This window comes from Paenibacillus sp. IHBB 10380, assembly GCF_000949425.1.
GTDB lineage: Bacteria > Bacillota > Bacilli > Paenibacillales > Paenibacillaceae > Paenibacillus_AQ.
Genome location: NZ_CP010976.1, coordinates 1,378,819 through 1,401,950, shown reverse-complemented (window position 1 = coordinate 1,401,950; position 23,132 = coordinate 1,378,819). Strand labels below are relative to the sequence as shown.

At 42.2% G+C, this 23,132-nt stretch carries 26 protein-coding genes and 1 pseudogene; 7 read left to right on the top strand and 20 right to left on the bottom strand.

What is annotated here, in order from left to right; all coding sequences use genetic code 11:
- Positions 1 to 98 precede the first annotated feature (98 nt).
- Positions 99 to 272: a hypothetical protein gene (locus UB51_RS28160; RefSeq protein WP_160297229.1), complete on the top strand. Its 174-nt coding sequence runs from the start codon at positions 99 to 101 to the stop codon at positions 270 to 272.
- Positions 273 to 451: 179 nt separating this feature from the next.
- Here the strand turns inward: UB51_RS28160 and UB51_RS26890 are convergent.
- From UB51_RS26890 to UB51_RS06370, 4 genes and pseudogenes are all read right to left on the bottom strand, one after another.
- Positions 452 to 581: pseudogene (locus tag UB51_RS26890) on the bottom strand (DUF255 domain-containing protein).
- 11 nt (positions 582 to 592) lie between these two features.
- The gene (locus UB51_RS06380; protein ID WP_044876592.1) at positions 593 to 1,324 is read right to left on the bottom strand and encodes an ABC transporter permease; all 732 of its coding nucleotides are present in this window, start codon (positions 1,322 to 1,324) and stop codon (positions 593 to 595) included.
- A gap of 49 nt (positions 1,325 to 1,373) precedes the next feature.
- A complete protein-coding gene (locus tag UB51_RS06375; protein ID WP_044876591.1) occupies positions 1,374 to 2,123 on the bottom strand; it encodes an ABC transporter permease in 750 nt (249 codons plus the stop codon).
- Complete coding sequence (locus UB51_RS06370) at positions 2,123 to 3,034, bottom strand: ABC transporter ATP-binding protein (protein WP_044876590.1); 912 nt, start codon at positions 3,032 to 3,034, stop codon at positions 2,123 to 2,125. Before UB51_RS06370 ends, UB51_RS06375 begins: the two co-directional genes overlap by 1 nt.
- Before the next feature lie 175 nt (positions 3,035 to 3,209).
- Between UB51_RS06370 and UB51_RS06365 the strand changes: the two genes are divergently transcribed.
- Both UB51_RS06365 and UB51_RS06360 read left to right on the top strand, forming a co-directional pair.
- Entirely contained in the window at positions 3,210 to 3,920 is a 711-nt protein-coding gene (locus UB51_RS06365) for a response regulator transcription factor (RefSeq protein WP_044876589.1), read from the top strand.
- A 2-nt stretch (positions 3,921 to 3,922) separates the two neighbouring features.
- Positions 3,923 to 5,314 carry a sensor histidine kinase gene (locus UB51_RS06360; RefSeq protein WP_044876588.1) on the top strand — a complete coding sequence of 464 codons (1,392 nt, stop codon included), beginning with the start codon at positions 3,923 to 3,925 and terminating at the stop codon, positions 5,312 to 5,314.
- A 212-nt stretch (positions 5,315 to 5,526) separates the two neighbouring features.
- Here the strand turns inward: UB51_RS06360 and UB51_RS28155 are convergent, their stop codons facing one another.
- The 5 genes from UB51_RS28155 to hcp form a co-directional block, all read right to left on the bottom strand.
- Positions 5,527 to 5,679: a hypothetical protein gene (locus UB51_RS28155; protein ID WP_160297228.1), complete on the bottom strand. Its 153-nt coding sequence runs from the start codon at positions 5,677 to 5,679 to the stop codon at positions 5,527 to 5,529.
- 86 nt (positions 5,680 to 5,765) lie between these two features.
- The gene (locus tag UB51_RS06355; RefSeq protein ID WP_044876587.1) at positions 5,766 to 6,791 is read right to left on the bottom strand and encodes a serine hydrolase domain-containing protein; all 1,026 of its coding nucleotides are present in this window, start codon (positions 6,789 to 6,791) and stop codon (positions 5,766 to 5,768) included.
- A 65-nt stretch (positions 6,792 to 6,856) separates the two neighbouring features.
- Positions 6,857 to 7,681 carry a MerR family transcriptional regulator gene (locus UB51_RS06350; RefSeq protein WP_044876586.1) on the bottom strand — a complete coding sequence of 275 codons (825 nt, stop codon included), beginning with the start codon at positions 7,679 to 7,681 and terminating at the stop codon, positions 6,857 to 6,859.
- Positions 7,682 to 8,080: 399 nt separating this feature from the next.
- On the bottom strand, positions 8,081 to 8,998 hold the full coding sequence (locus UB51_RS06345) for a hypothetical protein (RefSeq protein ID WP_044876585.1): 918 nt from the start codon (positions 8,996 to 8,998) through the stop codon (positions 8,081 to 8,083).
- A 271-nt stretch (positions 8,999 to 9,269) separates the two neighbouring features.
- A complete protein-coding gene (gene hcp / locus UB51_RS06340; RefSeq protein ID WP_044876584.1) occupies positions 9,270 to 10,562 on the bottom strand; it encodes a hydroxylamine reductase in 1,293 nt (430 codons plus the stop codon).
- Between the two features lie 112 nt (positions 10,563 to 10,674).
- On the opposite strand from hcp, the gene UB51_RS06335 reads away from it, so the two are divergent.
- Positions 10,675 to 11,073: a hypothetical protein gene (locus UB51_RS06335; RefSeq protein WP_044876583.1), complete on the top strand. Its 399-nt coding sequence runs from the start codon at positions 10,675 to 10,677 to the stop codon at positions 11,071 to 11,073.
- Here the strand turns inward: UB51_RS06335 and UB51_RS06330 are convergent.
- A complete protein-coding gene (locus UB51_RS06330; protein ID WP_044876582.1) occupies positions 11,070 to 12,110 on the bottom strand; it encodes a YeiH family protein in 1,041 nt (346 codons plus the stop codon). The genes UB51_RS06335 and UB51_RS06330 overlap by 4 nt on opposite strands.
- A gap of 200 nt (positions 12,111 to 12,310) precedes the next feature.
- Here UB51_RS06330 and UB51_RS06325 point away from each other — a divergent pair, with 200 nt between their 5' ends.
- From UB51_RS06325 to UB51_RS06315, 3 genes are all read left to right on the top strand, one after another.
- On the top strand, positions 12,311 to 13,210 hold the full coding sequence (locus UB51_RS06325; RefSeq protein ID WP_044876581.1) for a LysR family transcriptional regulator: 900 nt from the start codon (positions 12,311 to 12,313) through the stop codon (positions 13,208 to 13,210).
- A gap of 149 nt (positions 13,211 to 13,359) precedes the next feature.
- Positions 13,360 to 14,211: an AraC family ligand binding domain-containing protein gene (locus UB51_RS06320; protein ID WP_044876580.1), complete on the top strand. Its 852-nt coding sequence runs from the start codon at positions 13,360 to 13,362 to the stop codon at positions 14,209 to 14,211.
- Complete coding sequence (locus tag UB51_RS06315; protein WP_044876579.1) at positions 14,211 to 15,134, top strand: DMT family transporter; 924 nt, start codon at positions 14,211 to 14,213, stop codon at positions 15,132 to 15,134. The genes UB51_RS06320 and UB51_RS06315 overlap by 1 nt, the downstream gene beginning before the upstream one ends.
- A 241-nt stretch (positions 15,135 to 15,375) precedes the next feature.
- Here UB51_RS06315 and UB51_RS06310 read toward each other — a convergent pair whose 3' ends face one another.
- From UB51_RS06310 to UB51_RS06260, 10 genes are all read right to left on the bottom strand, one after another.
- Positions 15,376 to 15,633: a hypothetical protein gene (locus tag UB51_RS06310; protein ID WP_044876578.1), complete on the bottom strand. Its 258-nt coding sequence runs from the start codon at positions 15,631 to 15,633 to the stop codon at positions 15,376 to 15,378.
- A 63-nt stretch (positions 15,634 to 15,696) separates the two neighbouring features.
- Positions 15,697 to 16,926 (bottom strand): hypothetical protein, encoded by a 1,230-nt coding sequence (locus UB51_RS06305; RefSeq protein WP_144406966.1) that lies wholly within the window; start codon positions 16,924 to 16,926, stop codon positions 15,697 to 15,699.
- 8 nt (positions 16,927 to 16,934) lie between these two features.
- A complete protein-coding gene (locus tag UB51_RS06300; protein ID WP_052675772.1) occupies positions 16,935 to 17,762 on the bottom strand; it encodes a hypothetical protein in 828 nt (275 codons plus the stop codon).
- Complete coding sequence (locus UB51_RS06295) at positions 17,759 to 18,448, bottom strand: ABC transporter ATP-binding protein (RefSeq protein ID WP_044876576.1); 690 nt, start codon at positions 18,446 to 18,448, stop codon at positions 17,759 to 17,761. Before UB51_RS06295 ends, UB51_RS06300 begins: the two co-directional genes overlap by 4 nt.
- Complete coding sequence (locus UB51_RS06290) at positions 18,441 to 18,872, bottom strand: GntR family transcriptional regulator (RefSeq protein ID WP_234405555.1); 432 nt, start codon at positions 18,870 to 18,872, stop codon at positions 18,441 to 18,443. Before UB51_RS06290 ends, UB51_RS06295 begins: the two co-directional genes overlap by 8 nt.
- Before the next feature lie 312 nt (positions 18,873 to 19,184).
- Positions 19,185 to 19,484, bottom strand: a complete 300-nt coding sequence (locus UB51_RS06285; protein ID WP_044876575.1) for a hypothetical protein — start codon at positions 19,482 to 19,484, stop codon at positions 19,185 to 19,187.
- 366 nt (positions 19,485 to 19,850) lie between these two features.
- Positions 19,851 to 20,522 carry a polysaccharide deacetylase family protein gene (locus tag UB51_RS26250; protein WP_052675771.1) on the bottom strand — a complete coding sequence of 224 codons (672 nt, stop codon included), beginning with the start codon at positions 20,520 to 20,522 and terminating at the stop codon, positions 19,851 to 19,853.
- Between the two features lie 50 nt (positions 20,523 to 20,572).
- Positions 20,573 to 21,367 carry a DUF4097 family beta strand repeat-containing protein gene (locus UB51_RS06270; RefSeq protein ID WP_044876573.1) on the bottom strand — a complete coding sequence of 265 codons (795 nt, stop codon included), beginning with the start codon at positions 21,365 to 21,367 and terminating at the stop codon, positions 20,573 to 20,575.
- Positions 21,368 to 21,500: 133 nt separating this feature from the next.
- A complete protein-coding gene (locus UB51_RS06265) occupies positions 21,501 to 22,163 on the bottom strand; it encodes a TetR/AcrR family transcriptional regulator (protein ID WP_044876572.1) in 663 nt (220 codons plus the stop codon).
- Positions 22,164 to 22,438: 275 nt separating this feature from the next.
- Positions 22,439 to 23,092 (bottom strand): universal stress protein, encoded by a 654-nt coding sequence (locus UB51_RS06260; protein ID WP_445322355.1) that lies wholly within the window; start codon positions 23,090 to 23,092, stop codon positions 22,439 to 22,441.
- Positions 23,093 to 23,132 lie beyond the last annotated feature (40 nt).

Sequence of the window (23,132 nt, the reverse complement as noted above, 5' to 3'; positions counted from 1 at the left end):
TGCTTACGTGTTAATATTCTCCCGCCTTCCAAATAGAATGTTGAGCATTTTGATGACTCATGGAATATGACAACTGTGAAATTTTGGAGGAGTAATTCATGAAAAAATGTGAATATGTAATCAAGGAAAGCAATCAACCATCCGGCAAAGCGTTACGGCAATTTCATGAGCATGTAGTTGAAATGCTGAGCCAAACTGTCCAAGCCGAGGCCGAGATAGACATACCTCTCCCCAAAGTGCATCATTCTACGCAAGATAGGCATGAAACTTAACAAAATAAAAACAAGCCGGAGTGCATGACCATTCCACGCTCCGACTTGTTCTATTTCAGGTTATTTTGAATGAATTCCTGCTCCGACTTCTTCAGATACCTTAGTGTATTTTCGAAGGAATACAGGTACATGGAGCGAAGCACCTCAGATTTTCGACTGACCCATCAACAATCACTAGCTTAATGGCCGGAATCTCTTTTCACTTTGTCAAACGCTTCTCTTTCGCTCCAAAGGAACCAGTTGACTGGATTATGTTCATGTTGGAGCAGATAAGGCGATTAATCTATTGGGTATTTGATTCGTTGTCACGGGGCATTACCTCAAGCCATCACATCGACTTTCTTCAGCCGACGAATAGTCAATACGGAGATGATGACAATAAATATGATGTTCATAGCCAAGAATTGAATAATATCGCTATTTGTCAGACTCTCTTGGCTTATTACGCCCATGCCGATGGTCAGAAGTGAATACGGAAAAAACATGCCTAGATTCATCACATACATGCCCAAGCCGATAAAAACAGCACAAACGCTAATGCCAATAGGAATGGCAAAGCTACGGATTTGCATAGAAAGCCAAAGTTGTATAGCACCGATTGTAATAGATGCGAACCAGCCACGAATAATCCAGCCGAAGGTTTCTACAGGAAATTGCAGCGGCAATCCGAATAGCTTCCCTGCACAAAAATAAAGTGTTATAAAGAAAAACTGGACTATTAAAATGAGCGCTCCGACGATAACCAGTTTTGAAATGAAAATATGTGCAACTGAAACTGGAGCTGTCATAACCGAATTCCAATTTTTGTTCATATGCTCAAGCCTGCACACATATGCACTGCAGATCGCAATAAGTACAGGCAAGAAAAATTCCCCATAAAACAAACTAACCTGTGTCCACAGGCTGTACCAACCATTTTGTAATGCGGCTTGGTTAAAATAATAATTAGCGCAGCCAATCAGAACACTAAAAACGGGAAGCACCAAAAGTATAAGCCACATACGAGAATGACGAAGTTTAAGCCATTCAGCCTGAATACATCTTTTTAACATAATTATCTCCTCTTAAAAGTTTTGTGGAGCATTACTACACTACACTTACCTATACTTCCTGTCGGGATACATGAATGCTTCCCGCGATATAAGCCACTGCTCCCATGAATAAGAGCGCAATGGGCAAATACGCTCCAATGTCTCGGGCAACAAACTCCATTGAATTGTTCACGTAGTTATATGCTACAGGACATAGACCTGTATAGTAGGACCAAACAAAGATACGGCGCACCACTGCTGGAAAGAGATCCCCCGTTATGCCGATGAAGCCTCCGAGCATCCCTAGACAAAGCCCAAAGGCTTGATTTTTGACTGAAAGCGAGATCCATTGCTGCAATGCGATAACAACCATAGTGGTCAACATAGTGCCAGCCCAAAATTTAATTAACAGAAATAACGGTACAGACTGCTCAAATCCCTGCACAATACCAAAGCCTACAATAGCAAAGATTTGCAAGATGATAGCAAATAACATCAATATACAGGCGCATATATATTTAGCCGCATAAATATGACTTCGCTTGACGGATGCTGCCATCAAGAGCTTCCATGTACTGCCTTTGTACTCCATATCGCAAATCCGTGAAGCAACTACCGCCGAAATAATGGGGAGAAATAGACCATTCATAGATGCAATCATTACGAGTACCCCATCCCATCCGACGCTGTTCGGATTACGGGATATAGACATGCTGGATGCCATGAAAGCCCATGCTAATTCCACGCACAAAAACAGGCTAATCATGAGAAACAGATGCTTACGGCGCAGTTTAAAAAATTCAAGACCGATCATTTTCATTAAAGACTTCTCTCCTTTCCCGTAAGTTCAAGGAATATGCTCTCTAAACTTTTCTTGTGTTCTTCAATACGGATTACGTCCAGCCCTGCATCTATGAGCGTTCTGTTCGTTTGCGCCACCTGTGCATCGTTCATACCTTTAAAAGTTAGGTAATTTTCGTTGATGATCGGCAAAAGTCCCTGGCTGTGAAGCAACTTTTTCGCTGTTTCGTTATCTGTTGTTTTGATAGCAATAGAAGACTGACTTTTGCGTTGCAGCAAATCCATACTACCTTGAAACAGCAGTTTTCCATCGCTTATAATGCCAACCGAAGTGGCAATTTGCTCAATCTCTGATAACAAATGGCTTGAAATTAAGACGGTAATACCGTAACGCTGCGGCAATGATTGAATAAGTTCCCGGATTTCACCTATTCCAGCCGGGTCAAGTCCATTTGTCGGCTCATCGAGTATTAGAAGTTTCGGAAAAGCAACCAATGCCATCGCGATTCCAAGGCGCTGCTTCATCCCAAGAGAATATTGCCCCACTTTTTTATCCTTTTGATTTTCCAAACGGACAATTTTCAGAGCATCAAACACATTTTTGTCCGGCACATCTCGCAGGCGCTGCATAATACGCATGTTCTCTAATCCGGTAAGATGACCGTAATAAGAAGGGGATTCGATAAGTGATCCTGTTTGACTCAGAATAAACTGACGGTTTTTATCGAACTCCTTGCCAAAGACAACAACTTGACCATCGGTAGGCTTAGCAAGTCCCAGAAGCATTTTAAGGGTGGTCGATTTCCCCGCTCCATTCGGGCCGAGAAAGCCATACACATCACCTTCGTATACAGCTAGATCCACCTTACTTACCCGATATGCGTCACCATAGCGTTTTGAGAGATTGTGCGTTGAAATAATCGTATTCATCGTCTTTTTCACTCCAATTTGATTTTGTACTCAGTTCTTATTCGTAATCACAGTGTAATGGTGCAACCCTTCTTCAACCTGACGATAACCTTACGACAACCTTAAATCATCAACATACGAGTGAATTTAGTGGAATCACAGACAGTACTTTGTATAATTAAAATGGGTGATTAACATGGAAGATTTAAAACACAAAAAAATACTCATCGTTGATGATGAGCATGAAATCCGCAATATGATTGATGGGTTTCTACGCAAGGAAGGCTTTACTCGTGTATATCATGCGGGGAATTGCCAAGAAGCTATCGCGATCTGCCTGGCGGACAAGCCAGCTATCGCAATTTTGGATATCATGTTACCGGATGGCGATGGTTTTACCCTACTCTCTTCAATACGTCGTTTTTCACAAATGCCGATTCTTTTTCTCTCCGCAAGAGGTGAGGATGAACACCGATTACTCGGGCTTGGACTTGGCGCGGATGATTATATGGTCAAGCCATTTTTACCACGTGAACTCGTTCTTCGTCTTTTAGTCATATTACGACGTGTATATGCTCCACCAAGGCATGAGCCACAACCCATATTCAAACTGGGAGAACATACTGTCGATCTTGAAGGCGCCGTGGTGCAATGTAGAGCAGGTGAGCAACCATTAACAGCCAAAGAGCATGCGCTACTTACTAAACTTTATGAAAACCGGGGGCGTATTGTCACGAGCGATGCTTTATGTCAATCGGTGTGGGGCGACGACTACTACGGTTATGAGAATACCTTAATGGTGCATATCAGGCGTATTCGGGAAAAAATCGAGACAACCCCTTCTAGCCCCGAACACTTGCTTACTGTAAGAGGACTTGGCTATAAACTGATCATGAAGGAGGAGTAACCATGGACGGAGCTGTCCGCATTTTACGACGCTTTGTAGGATCGACAATGATCATTTCTGTTTTCCTGCTCGTCCTCAATCTGATTACACTTGGAACATGGGTACTCAAAGGAATGAATGACGGGCCGTCTCCGAATAGCATTACTCAAGGCATAACGAAAAATCTTCATCTGAATAACGAAAGTTATTATTTAGATACGGAAGCTGAAAAGCTATTACAGCAAAACGATGCTTGGGCCATGCTGCTTAACAACAATGGAATTGTAAAATGGAGCTATGTCCTGCCAGATGAGCTGCCCCGTTCCTATTCCCTTACCGATGTAGCGAAGTTTTCTCGCAATTATTTATTGGATTATCCTGTGTATGTATGGGAGCATGATGATGGACTTGTTGTCATCGGTTTTCCCAAAGACAGTGTCGGCAAATACCAATTTGGTTTTCCGGTTAAATGGATACGCGATATACCTTTTCGTTCCTTTGCTTTAGTCATTGGAAATATTGCTTTGGCCTTACTTTTATCACTCTTAATCGGTTCTCGTCTCATTAAATCTATAACGCCGCTTATTCGAGGAATTCATGCTTTGGCGGAGGAACAAAGTGCCCATGTCGAGCCAAAAGGAGTACTAAGCAGTCTTGCTACAAGCATCAACCATACATCCGCATTATTACAACAACAAAACGTTGCGCTTAAAGCAAGAGATGAAGCACGTTCTAACTGGATTTCCGGCATATCCCACGATATTCGTACACCACTGTCCATGGTGCTTGGATATGCAAGTGAACTAGAAGAAAGCGAAGTCGTCCCTTTAGAACAACAACAAAAGGCTAGTATTATCCGACAGCAGGGAGAAAAACTCCGCTCACTTATTAGTGACTTAAACCTTGTCTCCATGCTAGAGTACGAAATGCAACCATTAAATACAAAGATTATAAGGCTATCGGCACTCGCACGGCAAGTTGCAGCAGATTTTCTGAACAATGGTTTGGATGAACGATTCTCCTTGGAACTCGACTTCACAAATGAGCATCTGAAAGTGAATGGTGATGAAAAGCTATTACTTCGCGCCATTACCAACCTCGTGCAAAACAGCATTACTCATAACAAGAAAGGATGTCAAATATTATTGCAAACGATAACTTTTCCTGACAAAAAGGTTTGTCACTTTATTGTATCTGACAACGGTAAAGGGGTTACGTCAAGCGAGTTGCCCGATTTGCTAGAATTGCCGTACTCATCAACAAGAAAACACCCTATTCATAACGGACATGGGCTTGGGTTGCCGATGGTCGCAAGAATCGTTAAGGCGCATCATGGTCAACTTACTTTAAAGAGCGATACAGGAATAGGCATGAAAGCAACTATTGAACTTCCAACTGTGGGGGTTAGTTCATGAAAAATCAACATTGACCATGGAAGCTCTCTACCCCTATGATCTACGAAGCATCGAAGAAGCACAAAGACTAATCTAGGAATTCATTTGCTTCTATAATGAGGAAAGAGCATAAAGAAAATTAAACAAGCTGACGCGGTGGAATTCCGACGACAGCTTGTTGTCTAGGGCTTTTTTCTTTCCATGTCTACGATTACAGGCTTACGATATTAGTTCTAATTCACCAAATTCGCGATTTTAATCGCAATTTCCTGAGATTCACCGATTACTCTGTAATAGATGCTATCCTTCGACAAAACGACATTATACTTGCTGTCAATAGAATCTCCGGCTGACTCAATCCAAGCGGGCACTTTGACAATTGGCACAGAAATATCCTTTACCGTTTCCATTGCTAGGGTAGCGGCAAATCAGCCATATTTTTAAACCTTTGTGTGTCGGCTATATCCATCTGTTATGTTTCCATAGCAGCCGGAATAATACATTCCTTAATCAGTGTCCATCGATCACGAGGATGAATGATGAATTCGGATGCAATGGCTACGACTAGGTCTTTTTCTGGAATGCAACAAATGACATTACCGCCATCGCCTAGTGCTGAGTATGCAAAAACTCCGTCCTCTTCGCGTAACCACCATAGATAACCGTAATTATTGGAGTTCATCGCTGTTGATTCTTCAATCCATGTTCCCGAAATTATCTGATTATCGTCCCAAATACCACGGTTGAGATATAGAACACCAAAACGTGCCATATCACGGGGAGTTAGCGTAAGCCCCCATCCTCCTGTGGAGTTGCTGTTTGGGTCATTAACCCACCCTTTCACATTTTTCCCGAATAAATCTTCAAACCCAAATGATTTCATGCCATGATCCGGGATTTCTTTCATGCCGATGGGTTTAAATAAGCGTTCGTTGGCAAACTCACGGGCACTTGTTCCTGTGCTACGAGTGACGATGGCTGAAAGCAGGTGCGCCCCTGCGGTGGAATATTTAAAAGTTCCAATATTTCCTTGTTGGCCCAGCATATCCAACGTATATTTTACCCAGTCAGGTTGCATGCACATCTTGTCCAGCGGTTCGTGCCAGTCCTCAAAGGGATAGGGAGCCGTCATCGTGAGAAGATGGCGGATGGTGATTTCTCGTTTCTGTCTATCCGCAGCATCAGGAACATATTCAGGAAAAAAACCCAGCACCTTCTGGTCTACATTTTTAATATATCTTGCATCTATGGCAATACCAATGAGGGCAGATAGTATACTTTTCGTTACAGATGCCACATGGTGCGTATCATCCGGTCCATAGCCATTGTAATAACTTTCATAAGCAATAGATCCATCTCTCACAACAACAATACCGTTTATATTGCTGTACTCGGATTTTATGATAGGTTCAAGCTCTGAAAGCTTTTCAGCGTCCATTCTTAAGGTTGCGGGGTCTACGGCTTGCCATTCTGTAGATGGCCAGTAGTTTCTTTGCATGATAGATACCTCCTATAAGACGTGTTTTGTTTAGCGATCGTTAAGGAAAATGTCAGGTCCTGCTACTATTTTTTCTTTACAGGAAAATACACCTCTGTAACCATATCCTCAGGAACAGTGGATTGTTTGGGGTCGGTTACATATACTTCATAGGGTGATTTCACCAATTCATATCCTTCATTTTCTACCCATTCCCTCAGCTTCGCATATACCGATGTCAATTCTGAATATGAACCCTGTACAACAGACTTTGCACAAAGGCCTCCAGGCAAATCTCTCGTTCCCTTTACAGTCTCCTCTACCCAGATGGCAAACTCTGTATCATTGCCGGCAGGATTGTATTCAGGGCTGTGATAAATCGTCATTGGTGTACCAAGCATGGTAAGTTTTTCAGTAGCAATTTTATCATATAGCCTGCTGAAATATTTTCCATATCCTGCAATATAGTCATCACTACTCATCATCTGACGCATATAAAAGATATTCATTGGCTGGGTTTCAACAAGTTGCACTTCTATATTGTCAAGGTATGACATAATGGGTATGCCCTTCTCTGAATTTAAAATATCATTACTCATTTGTTTTAGGGTATATTCAAAAGCATTTAGTTTTTCCTGTATTTCCCTTCTCTTGCGATTAAGGGCAGAACAAAGCTTCTCATCTGATTGATCCTCTTCCAATTCCAGAATGGCTTTGATTTCTTCCAGAGAAAAATGATAAGATTTCAAACGGTTGATCAAGAGCATCTTTTTTAGTTGCCTGATGGAATAATATCGATACCCGTTTTCAGGATTAATCTCATCAGGATGAATTAATCCAATTTCATCATAATATCGAAGCGTTTTTGTAGATACTTCGCATATCTTCGAAAATTCTCCAATCGATAGCAAGAGGTCACCTCCATCTTCATATTTTTATACGGACTACATGCTTTAAATATGGCACCTTTGTTCAACTTCACTGTACACCTTGCCCCAAGGGCAAAGTCAACTGAACCGTACCATTCGGTAAACGGCGGTTCCATTAGTTCACGTATCATACCCTCCCGTGAGCGCCTTTGTTCGCTTTGACCCTTTTGAACGCTTGCTTCATGTTGTCTCTGCTAGTGGACTTTCAGCACTCAGTTAATCACCATGCGTGACACATCGAAATAGACCGCCCCTTGTCAGAAACGGTCTACCTCTTGTGCTGTTTCATTACAAATGTCTCAAGAGAGCTCCCCGCCGCATACACAATCACGAATTGTGATGATTCCAGACGCCGGATACTGCGGTTAAGTTCAACTTTTATCAAATGGATTTCAAAAAATTATTGACGGCCTGAGTTTTTTTATCTCCGTTCTTCTCCAGAAGCACAAGGAATTCTTCAAGCTGTGTCAGCAGCGTGCTGGCCTCGATCTGCTCGGGCCCTGCTTCCGACAGTGTATTCTCATAAGCAATTGCCGCTTTCTCACTCATCACCTGTGTTTTATTGTCGAACAGCAGCGTGTTTTTGGTACCGTGGAATAAATACATTTTGGCTACCTCGAAAGCTTCTTTTACAGCCGCTGTACGGTTGGAGGTCTTATAGGTTTTTAAAAATTCTTCATATTGCAAGGCCCGTTCCGCGACCTTGTACCAGTCGATCAGTAAAGTTCCGTTCACCGCAGACGGTTGCTCCGACTCGGCAGCCATCAGCTCGATATAGGCTTGCAGATCCCTGGTGACGTAAGGTTTGAACACTTTAAAGCTTTTGTATTGGATGACCGGATAAAAGCGGCCTCCACCGGATTCAAGCTTATAGTCCATAGCAGACAAGTCCTGCAGGACAATGCGAGTCTGGAACTGCTTCACCTTGGAGCGAGCCAGCACCATGGACATGCCTGATGTATAAATACTCTTAATATCTTTTTGAATGGCCGGAGTATTCATGCGTTTGGTTGCTGCGGGCAGATAGGCTTTCAGCGCATTTTCCAGATGCAAGACCGCCAGATTGGCCTCTGCTGGCGTCATTTCACCAATACGATTAACTAAGGTGGCTTGGGCCAGACTGAGGGAGGAAGGCTTCTTCACTCTCTGCTCAAACAAGCTGAACGCGGCAGAAGACTTCGCCGCCGCTGCTTCTGTCCGCTGCGGGAAGGCACCGAAAACGGCAAGCCCGGCACTCGTCAAGAACAGGATTGAGCCGAGAACCGCGGCTATGGTTTTTAAAAGATTTGTTTGTTTCATGGGAAAGCTCCTTTCAGAGACGAACTGAAACAACTATTTAGGTCTTTAAATTATCATATATTGGAAATTAACTCAATATTAACACCAAATCAAACATTTCAATATCATACAAACATATATACAATAGAATCAACAACATAATCGGTTTTACAACGGTAAGCACAAGTAAGAAGCCGTGCAATAACACGACTCCTCATACAGTCCTCAAATAAATTAAAAAAAAGCCATTACGTTAATCTTGACATTCTTATTCACGCTAACTTCTGTACACCTACGACAGCGCCAACATCGCGTTCATATCCTCTTCGGCAGTGGTAATCAACTTCAATCCAAAAAGCTCTACCAGAACATCCAGCACGCCGGACGAGATAAACTCAGGCGGCTTCGGTCCGATGCGGATATCCTGAATGCCGAGGCTGAACAAGCCCAACAGGATGGCGACCGCTTTTTGCTCAAACCAAGACAGCACGATGCTGACCGGGAGCTCGTTCACGGTGCATTCAAAAGCATCAGCCAAGGCCATGGCAATTTTCACAGTAGAACCGGAATTATTGCATTGTCCAAGGTCAATATAACGCGGAATGCCGGTGTCTCCCACAGTGCCATAATCTACGTCATTAAAGCGGAACTTTCCGCAAGAAGTGGTTAAAATGACCGTATCATTCGGCAAGGAAGTCGCCAACTCACGGTAATAATTGCCGCCTGGACCCGGCGCGTCGCAGCCTGCAATGACGAAAAACCGGCGGATATGCCCGTCTTTGACGGCCTGAATGATCTCAGGAGCGAGTCCAATCACTGTCTCATGGTGGTACCCCGTCGTGAGCACCTGCTCTGACTCTACATCTGCCGCAGGCAGCGATAAAGCACGCTCAATCAGTGGGGAGAAATCGTCATCCATAATCTTCGCGACTCCTTCTAGCCCCGCTACTTCATAAGAGAAAAAGCGATCTGCATACGTACCTTTAATTGGCATAACGCAGTTCGTCGTAGCGAGAATCGCACCAGGAAACTTCTCGAACAGTCTGCGCTGATCGTACCAGGCTTTGCCGATGTTGCCTTTCAAATGCCCGTACTTCTTCAATGCCGGATAACCGTGGGCAGGCAGCATTTCCGAGTGGGTATAGATGTTGATGCCCTTTCCCTCCGTCTGCCGCAGCAGTTCCTCCAGCGCATACAAATTATGTCCTGTCACCACAATGCACTGACCTTCAATTTTATTCTGGCTGACTGTGATCGGCTGCGGAATACCAAAGCGATCCGTATGTGCGCGATCCAGCACATCCATGATCCGCACCGCCGCATCTCCGACCTTCATCGCCATCTCCAGATGCTCTTGCGTATTAAAATTGGAATTGGTCAAGGTCATGTACAGGGCTTCGTGGGTGATACGATCCACCTCGGGATCGCTATATCCTAGCTGCCGGGCATGTGTCGCATAGGCTGCAATACCTTTTAATGCAAAAATCATCGTATCCTGTAAACTCGCTATGGTCTCATTCTTACCGCACACCCCAACCACAGTACATCCGCCATTCGGTGTCTGTTCACACTGGTAACAAAACATATCGTAACCTCCATATATATAATCATTCGTTATCCACAGCGTAACAGAGCTCCAAACCTCCAGTTGTGATTACACACACATTTTTATATCGAGTTGATTGAAATGTAGTTAGTTGAACCACAATGATGGAAATGAGAACAAGATTAATGAAGATGTTATTCCTTTAACACAAGTTGTTGAAAGCGAATTACTAAATGTAGAGAAAATCGAAATGAAATTCAGTGATGGACATACCATGACAGTCTCAGATTTGAATTCAATTCAGAATATCGTATCGACTTTAAAATCTGTTCAATTACAGAAACTAAGTGAAAGCACAGGGGCAGGTTATCTGTATTCATTACATATATATGACCAAGAAAAATGGATTACGATGCTTAGTACTTTTGAAATCAATGGAAATTCTTATCGACCCGTTGGGAATGTGAGCGATTATCTTCATAACACAGTTATAGGACTTGGAAGGGAACGAATTCCGAATCTGTTATCAGGGATCGAATTGAAGAACTAAGCCAATCCGAATAAGTGAATGAGCAAGAACCCAAGAACCGACAGCAGTACTGAACCTATCGCTCCTGCAACAAATGATTTTATGCCCAGTCGACGGAAAGTAGCGATTTCTACACCCAGCCCTAGACCCGCCATCGCCATTGCAATAAGCAGATAAGCCGCGACAATCACCTGATCCGTAATCCCCTCAGGAATAATACCTAACGTGTTCACTCCGCTCATCAGTAAAAATCCAAGAATGAACCAGGGAATAGGGATTTCTCTCCAACTGCGCTTATTTTCATTGCCTTTCTCATTACGCTTTTGTTGACGTCCTGTCCAAATACCGATGGCCATAGCTACCGGAACCAGCATGGCAACACGTGTCAGCTTAACAATTACAGCCAGATCAACAGCCTCTTGCCCTCCTGGCGCAGCAGCAGCAATGACGTGAGCAATCTCATGGAGCGTAGCTCCCGCAAAAATGCCATAACCTGTCGGACTTAAATTTAACAATGGATAGCTTACGGTATAGATTAGGGTGAAGATCGTACCGAGAATCGCAACATTGGCAGCGGCAATCGCCGTTTCATCATCGCTTGCCTTCAATTGCGGCGAAATGGCTACCACTGCGGCCGCTCCACAAATGGCGGTACCACATGCTGTTAAGAGCCCAAGCTTTGTATTCACCTTTAGCCATTTTGCTATCCCATATACAACAACAATCGTAAAAGTAATATTAATTACTGCTATTGCCAATACTTTAGGTCCTGCATGGATAATATCTGTTAAATTAAGCCTCATACCTAGAAGAATAATACCGTATCTCAGAAGCTTCTTACTCGTAAATGAGATTCCAGCAGCCGCAAACTCCGGTACTCCTATAAATCCTCTATATGCAATCCCAAGTACAATGGCGATTACAAGCTGTCCCATAATACTCAAAAAAGGTAACATCGCCAAATATTTCGCAGCCATGGCCAGCATTAAGGTAATGCCAACTCCTTGCGTAAACCCCATACCTTTGTGATACTTAAACTCCAGTATTTTTGCCTGCATCGTTACACTCACTTCCCATCCTGATGTCTTTAAACATGATGCTCTATAGCGTTCACTATATCGCATAGCGAAAAGAATGAGAAATACCGATTTGCTATTCCAATCATTACGAATACTTATGATTAAGCTTGTTTTTAACCTTATTCGACGATAAAATGACTTCATTAAGTATAAAATACAATTCGTCATGAGGGATTATTATGATTGTAGATGCACTACGTGTCTTTGTTACAGTTACGGAACAAAGTCATTTTTCCAAAGCAGCCAAACTGCTAAACCTCTCTCAACCAGGGGTTAGTCTGCATATTCGAAATCTAGAGAACGAGTTAGGCACTAGGCTTTTACATCGTTCATCCAAGCAGGTCAGGTTAACGGAAGCCGGTGAGATTCTATATAAACGTGCCAAGCAAATGTTACTTCTCTATGAAGAAACCAAAGAAGCCATTCATTTGCTTCAGGATGAGGTAACAGGTTCTTTGCAGATTGGAGCTAGCTTTACGATCGGAGAATATATTTTACCGAAGAGATTGGCCGAATTTGCTCATCAGTACCCGCAAGTCGACATGCAAGTTACCATTGGAAATACGGAGGAAATCATTCAAGCTGTTAGATCAGGTACACTGGATATTGGCATCATTGAGGGCGAGTCCAATGCAACCGACTTAGACATCACCCCATATATGAAGGATACGATGATCATCATCGCTCCACCCGATCATCCGCTCTCCTCGATCCGTGTTATTGAACCCAGCAATCTGAATAATCAAGTTTGGGTTCTGAGAGAAGGAGGTTCTGGAACCCGGGCATTTAGCGATCATTTTATTAAAGATAACGCGCTAGACGTTAAACGCTCTTATATTTTTAACAGCAGTCAGGGTGTCAAAGAAGCGGTAGCGTCAGGCTTGGGTATCGCGATTCTATCACGGTGGATTGTACGTAAGGAGCTTAAACTCGGCGAGATTGTAGAACTGCGAATCAAACACAATAAGTTAGAGAGAGAGTTTACCATCATTCTCCATAAAGACAGATCAGCCACGATGGCAGTCGACATTTTTATGAAATCACTACTTGCGGCAAATGCTTATCTAACGACGGATTAGTCCTCCCTTTTAACGGGATACACAATCCCCAGGGGATTTCGGAACAAGAGGATTGCATTAGACCCAGCCCATTTAGCAACATTGTGCAAGAATGTTCCGAATTCTCATATTATAATGACCATATATTACTGGAAAAGAAGGTGTAGACGGTGACTCGTGAAGTTCGAACGGTAGTCTTCGATGAAGACTTAAAACTTGAGGCTTATCGATTTGAAGGGATTATGCAGAAGTTTCCCAACCATTTTCATGACTATTACGTCATTGGTTTTATTGAACAAGGCAAGAGATATCTGGTTTGTAACAATGAAGAGTACATCCTTAACAGCGGAGATGTGATCATCTTTAATCCGCAGGATCCCCACGCCTGTGAACAGATCGACGGGAGAACCCTTGACTATCGCTGCATCAACATTCAACCGGAGGTCATGCGAGAGTATGTGCTGGAGATTACGGGACTGGACTATTTGCCCCGGTTCACACGGGCCGTTCTCTACCAAACTGAGCTGGCATGGTCCCTGCATGAGCTGCACCTGATGATTTTAGAGGGTCAATCCGATTTTCAAAAAGAAGAATTGTTTCTGTTTCTCCTGGAGCAACTCCTGAGAGAATATTCAGACACCGAACCGCCTGATCCCTCTCAGGAGCTCACTACCGAGATCAAAATCGTATGCGAATACATAGAGTCCCATTATGCGGACAGCATTACTCTTCATCAGTTAAGTGAATTGACAGGCTTAAGCAAATATCACTTACTGCGTTTATTTACCAGACAAAAAGGAATATCACCCTATTGCTACCTGGAAACTATTCGGATCAACCATGCTAAAAGGCTTTTAGAACAAGGACTGCGTCCTATAGAGGTAGCCTTTCAGACCGGGTTTAGTGATCAGAGCCATTTTACAAACTTCTTCAAAAAATTGATTGGCTTAACTCCCAAGCAATATATGCGCATCTTTATTCATGAAGCGAGACCGAAGCGAAGCTCGGAACTCACGCCGTGATGGATCAACGCAAGGTCACCACTGGACACCTGCTCGCGTTAGTTACGATTTTGATATGGGGGACAACCTTTATCTCCACCAAAATCCTGTTAATTGACTTTACTCCCGTTGAAATTTTGCTTTTCCGCTTTCTAGTGGGGTACTTGGTATTGTTTCTTATCTATTCGCGTCCAATCCGGACGAAATCGTTTAAAGAAGAATTACTGTTTATCTCGGCAGGACTTTGCGGGGTCACTTTATATTTTCTTATAGAGAATATAGCCCTTGTTTATACGCTCGCTTCCAATGTAGGCGTAATTGTCTCGATCGCTCCATTTTTCACGGCGGTTCTAGCTCACTTCTTCTTAGAGGGAGAAAAATTAAATACTCAATTTATTACAGGATTTTTGATCGCTCTGAGCGGAATTGTGTTAATCGGGCTGAACGGGAGTTTTCTCTTACACCTGAACCCGATCGGAGACCTGCTGGCATTCTTGGCCCCCGCTGTTTGGGCCATCTATTCTGTGTTAATGCGCAAAATAAGCGGACTACAGCATCATACCGTTGGGGCTACCCGCAGAGTATTTTTTTATGGACTGATAGGTATGCTGCCTACTTTGTTTCTGTTTGAAATCCATCTTGGACTAGACAGATTGGGTAAAATTTCAAATTTAACAAACCTTCTTTACTTAGGCCTGGGAGCCTCCGCATTGTGTTTTGTGACCTGGAATCGGGCGGTAGGAATCTTGGGAGCGGTCAAAACTAGCGTGTATATTTACATTGTGCCTGTAGTTACAGTGGCGGCCGCTGCACTTATTTTGCATGAAAAGATCACTTGGGCCACCTTAGCAGGAACCATTCTGACTTTAACAGGTTCGTATATTTCCGAACGTAAAGTTAAAACAATCCCCAAGGAGAAGAACGCTGTAAAAAGTCTTGAATGATCACCTCTCCATTCTCTTACATTTGATAAGAAAGAAGCTCCTGCAGCACTATTCTGCTGGAGTTTCTATAATTATTGATTCACGCGAACATTATTTTTCATTTGTTTACCAAATCGGTTTTACAACGGTAAGTACAAGTAAGAAGCCGTGCAACAACACGACTCCTCATATAAGTAAGATACATAAGAATACAACAAACTCAGTTAACACGAAGATCGTCAGGATAAACATGCCTAAACGACTAGAAATATATCAACGTCTTACTCTTTCTTTTGATCACTATAGATTCTCTTATAATCATTTTTCTCATCTTAGCACGCTGGACCACTAGTGGCATATTATAGAATCTATCTTCCTGAGCTAATGCTAACAGTGTCATCTTTGTTGCATCCATAGCAAGATCCTCATCTTGTAGGATATAATATGCCACTTGGTAGCCATACGTTTCTAGTCTTCTCAATGCTTCTATTGTTCTATTAAAGTAAACAGTTGACTGCATTTTGCTTACCTCACATATATATTATGACGTTGAATTACGCTATTAAATGCTTAACATTACCCACTATTCAGCAATTTTCATACTTAACAATTGTACATTCTCCATATCTTCCTTACTTTCCGATGCTTCATCATCAGAGACGACTTCACCTTTATATACAATGTCTCCATTCGTCACATCTACTACGGCAGTCATGGGAATACCATTCTTGTGAAATAGAATGAATAATCTGTCTTCTTTCGCAATCCCCCTTATTATATTATCGGCACCTAGCTGCTGCCCTGTTATCGAAATTACGTCTTTATCTGCCTTCCCTGTATCCAGATTGAAACGTAACATGTTAATAAAATCGTTCTTATAGCCCAGGATAGATAGAACGCTACCCTCTAAATGATAAGATCCATTCTCAACCGTTCCTGCTGTCTTCAGTGTATCCGGTAGAGCAGTTATTTTGCCCGTCTTATATGCATAAGAGTAAAGATACTTATCATATAATACTCTCCCTTGGTTAGCGTTTCCCTCTTTTTCCTCCTCACGGACTAGTAATAGTGCATAATCACTAGGTGCAGAAAGAGTAGCATTCGTAATACTACTATAATAAAGTTTAGCGTTATCCTTAGATTTAGACCCCAAGGCAAGGATTTCGTTGTTCGTTAATGCTCCACTGTTCATATCCACAACATAATCATGATATTCATTATGTTGATCAGACTTATCTACTTCCCCTACAGAATAGGTCACGATCAATATATGAATCTGATCATCAACCAACTGCACATCTTCCACATAAGAATTGGCGCTGTCTCCATCCACGATGGGCTCAAAGTGGTTAACTTTACCTGAATTCAGATTAAGTATTTCTATATTTAGTACAACCTTTGAATTGGCAACATCATCGTTATATATATCCGCATAAATAATCCATTCCTCATCCTTATATAGGCTTCCCACGTAACTTTTGCCCCGCATGAAAGACCGATGATCCTTGATGATCTGACGGATATCAGACTCCGCGTTTAGCCATGATCGTGCTGCATTCGAGAAATTATCACGATAAACAGAGTGCCTGTTCTGATAATCGCTGCCATCAGCAGTAACGCTTACGACTTTTGATCCTCTTCCGCCTACATAAGAGCCTTCAAGTTGAATTTTTGCTCCTTCATTAACATCACCCTCAATTGTCGAGAGCTTATATTCCGGTAGACGATCTGTCGCACCATATACATAATACGTACCGATTCCAACAATAATGAACAAACTTAATAGTATAGAAAACCAATAACGTCTCATCATGCTCCTCCTTACACTGTTATCTTTTTGGAAAGAAGTCGAAAACCAAGCCATACCGATACAGAAGCAACCCCTATACACATGGCCAGCTCGATCACAAAAATTTCATTGGGATACAGATAACTATCCCGTTGGTTCAGTCCCAAACCAATCATAGGAAATTGGATAGCCACTAAGCATATCGCTAGATAAAGGATGGCATATAGAATGCCCACGCGGCGATAGCTTCTTTCGATCAGAATTGCCGTAAAAATAGCCAGAACGGCTATAATACCTAATCCGTAAATGACCAAAAACTGATCAAAGTTTGCAGGTACGAGCATTGCCAGCGCTCGATTCGAAGAAATAATCTCCGAGAAATGGGAAGGTTCTCTCATGTCGGAGGGTACGATAAGATTGAAAATGAAACTTTCAACGGGTAGCAGTACCAGCTGAAAAGAAACAAGCCCGAATACGAATATAAGAATAGCTGTACCTTTTGCCAAATAAATATGCCGTCTAGCGGTTGGCAACATCAGTAACCGATATATAAATGTGTTTTTACCGAACCAATCTCGGTACCAAATAAGAAATACATATATAGCAAGGACCCCAATACTGAGCAGTATCGGAATGAAAAACAGCAATTGTGTGCTAGAGATCATATCCGCAAACCTAAGGCTACTAAACATCACTGAACTGCCATTCTTCCAAATTCCTGTTTTTCTTAGGGATAGCTCATTCGCAGTCCACACGATCATAGCTCCCAACTGACATAGTATCGTTAGACTCATTAGCCCCACCAGTATGAATTTGAAACGATTTACTTCCATATGTACTAGCTTTAAATATCTACTCACGCCTGGTACACCTCCCTCATGACGTCAACAATGGATTTACCTTCCTCGCTGCGCATTTGTTCACAATCGAAATCTCGACATATGACTCCATTCTGCATCAGCACAGCTTTATCCATCAAATGCTCTATCTCTCCAATTTCGTGTGTGGTCAGAAGCACACCCCGATCTTCAATCAAATGGCTAGAGAATACCTCGGCAATCAACCCTCGGCTGAACATATCAATGCCGGAGAACGGTTCATCCATCAGCACGTATTGTGTATCCTGCGCAAGACCAATCGTCAAATTGAGTTTGGCGGCTGTCCCCTTAGAGAGGTTACCAATTCTCTCTTTCCTATCCAAGCTGAAAAATTTCATAAGCTCCTCGGCTCTATTCATATTCCAGTTCTGATAGAAATCCTCCATGAACTGAAGCGCCTCTGACAGCTTCATTCCAGGCGGCATCGTTAGATGGTCAGGGATAAACGCCACCTTTTCATACATGTTCTTGCTAATGGACTGTCCGTCTATTCGGATCGTACCTTCTTTAAGTGGTGTTAAGCCCATAATCGCCTTTAGAATGGTTGATTTACCCGCTCCATTGTTGCCTATGAGACAAGTAATTTGCCCCTTCTCGGCTGTGAAGGAGACGCCGTCCAGCACATGGCGAGCGCGATATCGCTTATGAATGTTTACAACCTCAATCATGCTGGTTTCCTCCTTCCTGTATTTGCTTCTCAATTGTCTTTCTATCAACGTATTTCCGTTCTACGATATCCAATAGTTCTTCCACGGGGACATCAATTTTAAGGACCGATACCACAAAGGCATCAACAGCATCGCTAATTAATTCTGAACGGATCGTTCGTAGCACGCTATCATCAAGCGTGATTCGACTTGGTGAATTTCCTTCTGTTATAATCAACTGCTGTTCCTCCATTTCCTTATAAGCCTTCTGTGCAGTGTTAGGATTTATCTTCAGCATAGCTCCCAATTCCCTCCGCGAAGGAATGATCTGCCCAGCCTCCAGCCGACCGGTTGCAAGTTGTTCTTTGAAATGACGGACTACCTGCAAATACACCGGATCCCGGCCATTGAAAGCGACTTCTTCCCAGCCTTCATTCATTTTCATCCTGCTACCTCACATTCTTCTCCAGTGTGTGTACCAAGTAGTTCATACACTTTAACTGTATTATGTGCATAATACAGTTCTTTGTCAATAAACATTATTTCGTCATTCTAAGTTACTTCATTACTTATTACGGCGTCACTCGTTTAGTTCAGTATATGTTTTATTCCTATTATTTTAACGAAAAAACCTCAAAAACCACAAGAAACGTGGGATTAGAGGTTCGCTTTTAGATCGATATATCGTGTAGAGTGGGCTAAAAAAACCAAAATTGAACTTGTAGGACAGGCCCTTCTTAATATGACAAAGCGGCGATTATTCCACACCATCCTTGAAGTTTTTATCGTAGTTCTTATCGCCCTTATGCTCAAGATCGTTAAGTGTCTTTTCGAGTGTTGTAACGATCTGTTCCTTTATCTCCGTGAGCGTTTCATAAAACAAGGCTTCTTCCGAGCCTACAATTTTGACGCCACTAATCGCTTGCATGGCCTGAAACCTTCGGTGCTGATCAGCAAGATCGTCGATCGCTTTAAGGGTATGCTTCGTCTGAAGAAATAAATCTCTATGATGTTGATTAGATAATCGGCGCTCGAGTTGTTCCATCCGTAGGTTCATGGGCATTATCCCTCCTCTACTCCTAGATACCTCACATCTGAGGCCAACTTTTGGTAAATGCTCAGTCCCACCTCATATAGATTTAACGTTGCGAGTTGCGAATGCGACATTCGCAGTATTTAACTTATGCTTTCAAAATAACTTTTAGGAGTGGGTCCTCGTGATAAAACGAACCAGAAAGAAAAAAATTATTCTTTGGCTCGTCTTCGTGCTCCCTATTTTCAGAATCCACACTATTTCTGTTCACTATTGGGCACAGCGTAGGTTTGTTTATTTATACGATAGTAACCCCACAAAAAAATCGGGTGCAGACACAGCTATGACTCCACTGCGCACTGCACCCGACTATTCTATTCTTCTTATACGTTAGACAGACATGCTGTTCAAGCTCATTCCCTGAGGAAGCGTAAAGGAAATTCCGCTAGCGATCAACTTTGCCATTAGAGCTTTGAATGGATCTATCGAGATCCAATCATGGATCATAACAATTTCATTAGATTGTAGCAGGTGGCGATCTCGCTCTTCACTACAAAGCGTATTCAGCCCCAGATCGAAAGTATCCCAAGTGCTTCCCACATGCAAACCTTGCCTCAAACCGGTATGGTTTTGCTCACCATAGCGAATGTTTTCAAACAATGGATGCTGATATCCCAGCTCCTCTAACACCCCTTGAATAGCGACAAAATGCTCATTACTCGTCTCATTACTCAAATAAGGAAAACGAAATACCTTGAATGGCCTCGCAACATCCGCTCTTGCATAAAGCTTGTCTATGATTCGGTCTGTGCGCTCCAACTGCTCTCTTACTTGATCTAAACTAATTTCTGATAAATCGGCATGATTATAACTGCGATTTCCGATGATTTGTCCATGACTGATCGCATAGATCGCTTCCTCAGAGAAGTTCTCCAATGCCTCTCCAAGACAAAACCAAATCGCCTGAATGCCATTTACATTTAAACAATCGACTTTTTCAATAAAATCTCCGGCTGGACCTTCATCAATCGTGAGATACGCCGTTTTCTCTACCCCTAGCATCACAAGAAACCTCCGTTTATCTTTTGCTACCAAAACACATTATCTATGTATTATACCTTCCCCGAAGAGTCTTTACATAGTGTGAAATATCCGCCCCTAACCTCAGCGCTGAATTGGTTTATTCCATTCTTATAAGTGCTTCTGTCACCATCCGAGTTCAGAGAGAAGTCACTTTTAAAGCTACCTGAGACCTTTTTACATTTAAATGTAAAACCCTCGTTGTCAGGAATAGATATCGTTACATTCGCTGCTGTTGAAATTGACTTCATCTGCTGTAACATGGTTGATGAGCGTACAAACAGACTCCTGCCGATGGAATGAGCATCTAGTACTGCGAACTTACCAGAAAGATTAATCTTGGATGAGGTTGCATGTAGATCAAGTTTCTCGATTTCCAAATGATCACCTACTATGTGAGATGCGATGGCATGGATATCCAACTCTATCATTTTCCCCGAAAGATTTGCCTTACCGGATGTTGTGTTATACCGACATTTAGTTACATCTAGATTATTAGTGAACAAGTGGCTACCCACACTAACAATAGTCAAAGAATTAAATCTCTTGTTTGGGATATATATTTCCAAGGCTGTTTGTTTGAAATTGAATCCAATGTTCACCTTCTGTTTTCTTCCATCTGCAATGGATAATACACCGTTATTCACCTGATAACGAAAAAGTTTACTTTCAGGAAATCTTGGATCCGCTGTCTGAATAATCTCTATTTCATCATTCTCACTTTGCAGAATGTGGATATCACCCGTGATCCAATCCAGTGAAACATCAGATATGGTTTCTTGAATACACTGTTTTTTACGAACAACTAATCTATTCTGACCGAACATGATCACACCTCCACCGATTTATTGATTACGTAGCCCATGCTCCCTTTCAGAGAATAAAATTACGCATTACCAGCTTCCGTTGAACTCTACTCTAGCTAATACTCTCACCAGAGTTTCTCTTACAGCTATGATTTTATTGTTCATCTTGTCTATAGCCTCCTATATCAGAATGAAGCTCGGTAATTTTATTGATCAATTGATCACTTACTATATCAACACCCAATAACTTCATCATGTGTTGTAAAAATTTCAACCGATTGACCGTTTCAGCAAGATTGCGTTTAAATAGACGCGGATTGATCCATATGTTCACAAGCATCATAAATACTTCCGCACATTCAATAGGGTAATCTGTGCTAATGGATCCATCCGCTTTCCCCTCTAAAATAATATTTGCAATAATAGGGGCATCCTTTGTTACACCTACCTTAATCCCGGTCACAACAAATTGTGGGTTGTTCATTTGCGTGGTTAAGACACTGTCAAGCGAATGTGCATCTTGATCTGTCACGATATTCTCTAATATACTCACAAGTTTATCTCTGGCATTAGCTGCTTGCGTATGATCAATCAAATTATTCAGCATTTGGGCATTGTAACTAAATTGCCGATCCATCACAGCATCCAGAATTTCCTCTTTGGATTTGAAGTGATGATAAATCGCGCCCTTTGACATGCCTAATGAATCAATAATGTCCTGCACACTTGTCTTCTCATAACCTTTGTCTGTAAAAAGCTTGGCTGAGACGGATAGTATTTGCTCTATCGTCTGCTCTGGATATTTATTTCTCGCCATATTGTCTCTCCTTTTAAATACCGACCGTTGGTATGTATAATATCGTCTACATCAACTATTGTCAATATACGGAATCCCCTGTAGCTTAGCATCGACGAAAACTTAGCTGGTAGTTTCTAATACCGTTCTTTTCCGCTATCCTTCCTTGCGCGGTGGTTTATTACACTACCATAAAGATATGGCGTATTCGGCAGAGGGTTTAAACCCTCTGCCAGATGATTAAGATTCGATCCTTGACGGTTAACATGAGCCGTAGCCCTAAACGGCAGAATTCGTTAATTGATCCGATCATTAATATCTTTAACATGATCATCAATGACGAGGACTTCGATTATTTCATTGCCCTTCATGAACTTGAAGACACCATTGTTGAAGTCTGTGCCCACTTCTTTATAGAAAATTCCCTCGTATTTATCTAAGTGCGTGTGATTGAAGCAAAGCATGTAACCTCCGGCTACCTCCAGTAAGTATGCACGGATCCCCTTTTCATAAAAGCCCTCCTGAACTTTCAATTCACGAGACACTGAAACAATGTGTAAGTCGACGAATGAAATTTCATTCAGAAGCTCATTAATAATGGAGCCCTTCGTTATTTCTTCCCAGCGACTCTGTGCTGTTTGTCCCAAAACGATTTGCGTCACATTTTTTTGCTTCGTTACATCACATATGACTTTTACAAGAGGACGCTTCTCATTGTATTTCACAATCATCTGCTCAGCCCCGAGCTCTTCTGCAATTTTTTTCCATGCTGAAATAAAATGATTTTTTTCGATATCCCACTCGTCTTCCGGTTGCGAGTCGACTGTTAATACATACAGAGGACAATTAAGCATTTTAGCAATTTTTCCGCCTCTGCGAATAAGTCGTTCACCGTTCGGTCCATAATAAACACAGACGAGTATACATTCATCCATGCTTTCAGTCTTCATTGTTTCCATTCCACCTCTGCCCAATGATAGGCTTAAAGTA